This is a genomic window from Bifidobacterium ruminantium DSM 6489, assembly GCF_000770925.1.
Lineage (GTDB): Bacteria > Actinomycetota > Actinomycetes > Actinomycetales > Bifidobacteriaceae > Bifidobacterium > Bifidobacterium ruminantium.
On record NZ_JDTK01000039.1, the window covers coordinates 1 to 7,335 of the forward strand.

4 protein-coding genes are annotated in these 7,335 nt (G+C 44.4%); all 4 read left to right on the forward strand.

Features of this window, described 5'->3' with window-relative positions:
- Positions 1-985: 985 nt before the first annotated feature.
- The 4 genes from OU26_RS09105 (at position 986) to OU26_RS09120 (ending at position 7,161) form a co-directional block, all read left to right on the forward strand.
- Positions 986-5,056, forward strand: a complete 4,071-nt coding sequence (locus tag OU26_RS09105) for a 3'-5' exonuclease (protein ID WP_026645728.1) — start codon at positions 986-988, stop codon at positions 5,054-5,056.
- 187 nt (positions 5,057-5,243) lie between these two features.
- On the forward strand, positions 5,244-5,951 hold the full coding sequence (locus OU26_RS09110; RefSeq protein WP_026645729.1) for a hypothetical protein: 708 nt from the start codon (positions 5,244-5,246) through the stop codon (positions 5,949-5,951).
- Between the two features lie 41 nt (positions 5,952-5,992).
- Positions 5,993-6,697 carry a hypothetical protein gene (locus OU26_RS09115; protein WP_026645730.1) on the forward strand — a complete coding sequence of 235 codons (705 nt, stop codon included), beginning with the start codon at positions 5,993-5,995 and terminating at the stop codon, positions 6,695-6,697.
- A gap of 197 nt (positions 6,698-6,894) precedes the next feature.
- Entirely contained in the window at positions 6,895-7,161 is a 267-nt protein-coding gene (locus tag OU26_RS09120) for a hypothetical protein (protein ID WP_026645731.1), read from the forward strand.
- Positions 7,162-7,335 lie beyond the last annotated feature (174 nt).

Genomic DNA, 7,335 nt, shown 5'->3' on the forward strand with positions numbered 1-7,335 from the left:
TAGCGCGGAAAGTAAGTTGACATCGACTTACTTTACGTATAATTATTAAGAAACAAATCGACATCGAGAATTTTGACCAAAAACGGCTAAATTCCGGGCTTTTTGGAATTTTGATATAGTGAAAATTGCCCCAATCTGCCCCAAAAATGCTCAAATTCCGACCAAAATGTCATCTCAACTTTTTCGGTATCAAATTGCCTGAAATCGTTGAAATTCCGCCATTCTTGGCATGTTGACGGCGAAAAGTGCTGATTGTCATCATGTTCGCAGTTAATGTATAAAATCTTATGCTATCAAGCGATTCGTAATTGTATAAAATCTTATGCTATCAAGCGATCCTTTATTGTGTGAAATTTTATGCTATCGTGCGTTCCGATTTCGGTGGTTCTGTGTGCTGGTGTGGGTGCTTGCATTCATTGTGTTCATGTGTTCAGTGCGTTCATTGTGAGTGTGTATTGTCGGTGTGGTGTGGTGTCTGACTGCATTGAACTCATGTCATCATTGCGAACAGTGATGACGCTGCTTGCATGTGTGTACAGTGTGATGATGATATTACGCTGGCGTGAGCGGTTCTCCAATCCTTTCAAACATGATTCCGCTCATAATTGTCATAGTTATCAGGGAATCCGGTCGGAATAGTATCTGACCGGATTCTTGTATCTGAATATGAACCTTGATAGATAATGGGTGTGATGTGATATTGCATCATTGCAGGACATCATTAAACATAATCTTGCGTATACCTGCGGTCCAGTCAACCGTGGAAGATTCGGAACGCAACCTCCGAATGAATGAATCCAGCAGAAATAATATTCTGCTGGATTCTCTTATATGTGGGAATAATTTCGGGAACAATGACGTTAAGCAAACTTGAATATGAATCTTGATAGATAGGGGATAGGAAATGAAATATGGCGAAAGATATTAACGCCATTGAATACAAATAATCCGGTTGACTCCCGGATGTGAGTGGAAAGGTTGCGATATGGTTAATAACGTATCATTGACCGCTGAACAGCAGGTGGTGATGAATTGCACGGATAAGTTCGTGTTGGTGTCGGCTTGTCCGGGTTCTGGCAAATCATACACTCTTCGAAATATGCGCAGGGCGAATGGTGACATTACGCTATCGTTTGCGAAATCTGATGCTGATGCGGCTCGTAAGCAGTTGGAAGGCGCTGGTGATTCAGATGCTTCAAAAACCGTGCGAACTATGGATTCACTTGCCTTGCAGTGCTTACATGATGCAGGTATTGAATGCAAACTGACTGATACGGATTACTTTGATGGAAACCACTCGGACGTATTAAATGAGTTTGCGCGTGTGTTCTATGATGGTTCTGGCGATAATCCATTTGATGCTGTGAATAATGTCATGCGTGCTATGAATAAGAAGCGCAATGGTCGCGCTGTTCTTATAAAAGTGAAGGAACTCGGTAAGTTTGTCAGTGATTATATGTCTACTGGCGTCTTGCCTTCATCGAACTCAGCTCGTAAACCTCTGAATGATTTCGTTCAGAATTGGGTTAAGTTCCTCCGGAAAATTGCTGCGGTGAATTATGTTCGTGAGTTCTTTGTCTCGGATGATAACTGGAATCTGCTTGTTCGTCTGTCATTTGAATCCATTGATTCCATGCGTGCTGCGCTCGGTGTTTCGGCGGACATTTCGGATTCTGATTTGCGCGCATTGGTTTCATTGGAGTGCAAACGGCATTTGATGGATGCGCCGGTTCGGTTGTTCACTAATAGGAAGCTGTGGGCTGTGTTGGATTCATTGCTTGCAAATACAGGCTGGATTGAATGGTCTCGTGATTTCATGGAAGCTGGAAACTGGATGATGTTGGATAAGAAGGACAAATGTGGTTTGAACGCTCATGAGTTCTCTGATGCCATGATTCTGATTTCCAGTGGTATCTCACTTCCTCGTGATTACCATAATCTTCATTATCGCGGTCAGAAGTTGGATGAAGCATTAAAGGATGTACACCATCGCCTTGCTGGGAAGTTGAAACCTGCGATTGTCGCGGCATGGGATTCTGGCTTGCATATCCCGGATACTTACAGTGTTAGTGAGCTATCCTGTGAGTTCTATCGGCTGGCTTTGAAGGATAAGCGGGATGCCGATGCGAATGGCACTAAACCTTCAATGCTTCAATCGGTTGCGGATTCTATGAATTTTGACAGGATTCTGGTGGATGAAGGTCAGGACATGAGTACAGTGCAGGCAAATATAATCGACCGGTTCGCGGCGGATACTGATGTCCGTGTTGTTGTATTCTATGATGGCGATCAGTCTCTGTATGAGTTCAGAAACGCGGCTGGTAATCTTGCTTTGCTTGGTGGTTCCTATGAAACTGCGACTCGGTTGAATCTGACTTATAATTTCCGGTCAACTCATGCCATTATTGATGTCGCGAATGCGCTGCGTTCCAATATTGTGGATTCCGCTGGTAAAACGATTGTTGCTAATCGTCCTGAAATTGGTGTGAAACCGGTGGTGAGGGGGTTCGCGTCTCCGAAAGATGAAGCCATTGCTATCACTGCGTGGGTTGAAGCGAAACTGGATGCATTGCGTGCATACGTTGATGAGAATCCGGATGAAGCTCGGAAGATGTATGACAACATTGCCGTCATTGTTCGCAACCATTTCGTTGGCGATTTGATTCTCCGTGAACTTCGTGCGCATCTGTCAACTGCTGGTGTGCGTGTCGCGAATAGACCGACTGTCATTGATAGTGATGGGAAGCGTGTGCCGCAGCATGTGTATGTGATTAATGCACATCAGTCGAAAGGCAGGGAATATTCCTGTGTCTGGGTTGCCGGTGTCGATAATCATGTTTGGCCGTATGAGATTACTGGTAAAACTCGGACTCGTGCTGACCGGCGAACTGATTTGCAGTCGGAACTTCGTCTGCTGTTCGTGGCAGTGACTCGTGCTCGTAATGAACTGGTTCTGTCGTATGCGGCGTATCGCCAGCTGTCATCGGAATTGCGTGTTAGCAAGGATGGCATCAAGGTTGAGAACAAGTATGGCAAGCAAATGACTGGTGCTTCTCGGTTCCTGAAAGCGCCTCTGCGTTCAAAGAATCCAGTTGTGTACATTCCTGCGAATCTGACTGACTGGGAGGAAATCAGTAAGTTAAGTGAACGTAAGGAAGCATTGAAGATGCTGGATGCTGATTTGGAAGATTTCGCACATGGCAAGGTTTCCAATTATAAGATTCAGAAATCTTTTGAAACTTTCGCGGATATCAATAACGCTTTGCAGAATAGGTCGGCTGCGTCTCTGGGATTGGATCCTGATCCGAAATTTGAGGCTCGTGCTGAACGCATTGGTGCCTGCGCGAACACGCTGGATATCGGCTTGTTTAAAACTGATGCGGAGATTGATGGCTTATCCGCTGGTATCACTAACTATCACCGTTGCCGTGATCGCATGTGTGCTATTGATCAGGCGATGGATGCGGCTGAATTATCCGGGAGACTGCTGACTGCTATGGAAATTATTCAGTATTCGTTGCAGGCGAAACCTGTGTATGAGATTGAGTGGGAGCGTGCTGCTGCTGGCGAGGATGCTGATTCTAATGGTTTCAAATTGGATTCAGATGGGAACAGGATTCCGCTGTTGGATGCGCTCGGTCGCCGGATTCCGGTGTATTTGACGGATGGGAATGGGAATGTGTTGTTGGATTCGCGTGGTTATAAGCGGCAGAAACCATCTGGCACCTTCAGCGCGTCTATTCCTGCTAATTCTCGTCATCTTCCTATCACGATAACTTATACACCGGAACAGTTGCATCATGATGTTGATGTTAAGTGGAATCATTCACGAGAGAAGGATCGTTCTGGCAGGAAGGATGTGGAACGGTTCACGCTGGATAAAGGTTGGTCATCTCATTCTCACTGGCTGTTTCTGACTATCACTGAACAGAATATTAAATTGGAGGATGTTCTGAATGAGGATGAGCATGGCAGGAATCGGATTCAGGATTTTGGTTATCGTGTCATGAATGCATTGAATCCATCGCGCCGCCGCGACTGGGCACGCCGGAACATCAATGGTGTGTGGATGACTATTGAAATCACCGTGAAGGAAGATGCTGCTGGGCAGGTTTGGTTGCATGTTCATGCTCATTGTTTGCTGGACATGAATAAGAACTATCGTGGTTTTGAATTCAAGCGTCAGGGTCTCGCATGGCAGCGTGGCACTAATGGCAAGTATGTATTGGATTCCGCTGGTAATCGCATGCCGTTACTGGATTTCAATGGTAATCAGGTTGTTTATGATGAGTGGGCGCAGTATTTGCAGAAGTCTATGAAACTGTCTTATCTGCCGATTGTTCGTGTGGAGCGTGTCGTTGATAAACCTGCGCGTGATTGCAAACCGGGGGAAGCTGCACTGGGAACTATCTTCGTGGAGTTAACAAAATATGCGACTAAACCTGCTGAACTGTATTCATGCGATCCGAATGATCCTGAACACTATGTGAGTAAGGGCAATGTTGATCGAGTGGTTCGCATTCTTGCGGAGGCGATGCAGGGCGTGCGGATGAAGCGTGCTTATGGTTCTATCAAGGAAGCCATGGATGTTGCGGATGGTGTGTTGGCGGCGATGCGTCCGGATATGCAGCTGACTGAGAATGCAGTACTTGTGTTCAATGAAGCGGATAAGCATTATGAGGAAGCGGATGATAATGAGAAGGAAGTGTCCGTGAAAGTGTTTGATGCTACGGCTGCTGCGGTTCCTGTGGATGAGCATGCGGATGATGATGTTGACATGTCTGCATTGCGGGCAAGTGAACCGGATGAGCTGGATGATGGTTATTACGCGGCGGTGGATGCTGATGCGGCATCGGTTGATGATTTGTTGCCGTATGAGTCAGATACTGATGAGCAAATCATTACTTATGTGACTGATTCATCGGATGCTGATTCTATGTCGGTGAATAACAGTGATGATTCAGGTGCGGATGATGACAATGTTGACAGTGATGACTCGTCATTGGATGGTGATTCGGATTCTGGTTATGAGAAATATGATGAATTGTTTGAATAATGGATGACCCGAATTCTCTGTTCGCTTGATATTGTCTTATCGCCAGTGTGATGGCTGGTGTAATTACGGATTCATCATCGTAATTATCTCCTTGTTGAGTGACCCTCGGTTGAAATATACCGGGGGTTATCTTGTATGCATGTGGATATTGCAGTCATGTATTCAATTCAAGGAATGGAGTGTAATTATGGTTCGTGTTAAGAGGTTGTTCGCATTGTTTGCAGTGCTTGCAATGATGACATCAATGGCGGCGTGTGGGAATAGTGATACTGATAGCGATTCTAAGGATTCGGAGTCAACATCGCAATCCCCGAAAGTGAGTGAGTCAAAAAAGAAATCTGGTGAGCCGAATGGCAAGAATTGTCTGCCGACTGCATACTTCTTTAAGAATAATGAACGCACGCCTTATAACGCATTTGAAACGCGCTGCTGGATGCAGAATGAGGGCACGATGCATCAGACTTATTCAACTTATTCGCAGGGTGATACAGATTCTGGTAAATATGTAAAAGTTAAATTCGATACCGCTGCATTCAAGAAGAATGAGTACATGCCGTCAGGCAGTTGTGATGCGATGGGGTGCTCTGAATCATCATCTAAGGTGACTCGGTGGTCGGTTCCGTTCACGGTTACGCTGCATGGATTCACTGATTCTGAATTGCAGGCAAATCGTGATGACCTCGGTAATAAAATATGGCAATTCTATGGTACCAACGTCGCTTTGACTGAGCCGAATCTTACGGAGAATGAGACTGCGAAATTCTCTGATAAGATATCTGACCTGAATTTACATAATGATGAACCGATGCAATTCTGGGCTGTCGGCAATGAAAATACGGTGGAAGCGCAGTTCAATTATTCTGGTGGTGATGTCTACTCGCATCCTTTCGCATGAAATGCGTAAATAATAGGACTATATTTGAAGGGAGAAATCTTATGAAGTTATTGAAGCGAATGTTCGCAGTGTTTGCATCGTGTGCATTGGTTGTAGGGCTGGCGTCATGTGGTGGCGGTGGTAATCCGATTGCTTCAATTGCGAATCTATGCGGTGATAACCCTGAAATTGAGAAAATGATGAGGTTGAAATTGGTGGATGGCGGTGATGCTGTTGATTGCGTTGCAAAGAATTCTGGGAAATTGCAGAATGATGGACTGGAAGTAAAGTTCGATTCGAAACCATTGTATATAAAGGATTCAAAGCCATTCTTTGGTAAAGGTTCGTTTGATGAAGTGATTGCAGCATTGTCTGAATTGCCTGCGGATGAAGGCAAATTCTCTTATGATGAGCAGGTTGGCTGGGCTGTGAAGGTGAAATTCACTAACAAGTCAAAGGATGCTATTGCTATTAAGTCAGATCTGTATTCAGATGCATTCAGTGCCGTTGTATCGCATGATGGTACGAAAGATACTTCTACTACTGCTGAGTTAGTTACTTCCATTGGTGATAGGTCTGATTCGGATTTGAAACCGGGTGAATCATGTGATGCAGTCATGTATTCATTCCCTCTGGGGCTTGATTCTGATAATCCAGCTGGAAAGGTGATTTGGACACTGAATGATGATTATACGAATCATTCGGATTATTATCAGCAGAAACCGGTTCGTGTTGTATATACTGAACTGAATTATGAGGCTCGGTAAGTGATATTCCGTTATTTGTAATCGCCCTCAGTGATTACATGTTAACCATTATGATTATTATTAAATAAAACATGCGGATAGTGCGCTCATGGGAACATGGGCACATTATTGTATGTAGTGTAAGTGCCTGATTGATAGATATATGTTAATGGGGATATTCCTCAATATAAGAACTATTAAAGGAGTGTATATCTATCATGATGGTTTATATTAAAAGTCAATTGAATTCGGATGAGGCGGAAGCATCTGTTATCGGTCCGGTTATGATTCTTGCTTTGGTGCTTGTTGCCATTGTGGTCATTTTCGGTAAGCTTATGGCGTCAACTGAACGCAAGGGCGCGGACGTTGCTAACTGCATTAGCACGTCAACCTCATTCACTAAGGCGCGGAACACTCGTTCGAGTATTTGCGATGACCGTAACTCAACTGGTCATTCATATGACACTAACAAGCAGGATTACTGACAGGTAATCTGACTGTATTAAGCCCTCGGAATCTGACTGGTTCCGGGGGTTTATTCATGTGTAAAAGTGCGTCGTTGTATGCATGTATATAATCCCCTGAAATCGTTGAAATTCCGCCGAAAACTCGAGTTTGATAGATATATAGTGAGTTACCAACTTATACCTTGATAGATA

Excerpts from the sequence above, each read along its gene's own strand:
- OU26_RS09120 (WP_026645731.1), top strand. The coding sequence starts at position 6,895 with ATGATGGTTTATATTAAAAGTCAATTGAATTCGGATGAGGCGGAAGCA.
- OU26_RS09110 (WP_026645729.1), top strand. The coding sequence starts at position 5,244 with ATGGTTCGTGTTAAGAGGTTGTTCGCATTGTTTGCAGTGCTTGCAATG.
- OU26_RS09115 (WP_026645730.1), top strand. The coding sequence starts at position 5,993 with ATGAAGTTATTGAAGCGAATGTTCGCAGTGTTTGCATCGTGTGCATTG.
- OU26_RS09105 (WP_026645728.1), top strand. The coding sequence starts at position 986 with ATGGTTAATAACGTATCATTGACCGCTGAACAGCAGGTGGTGATGAAT.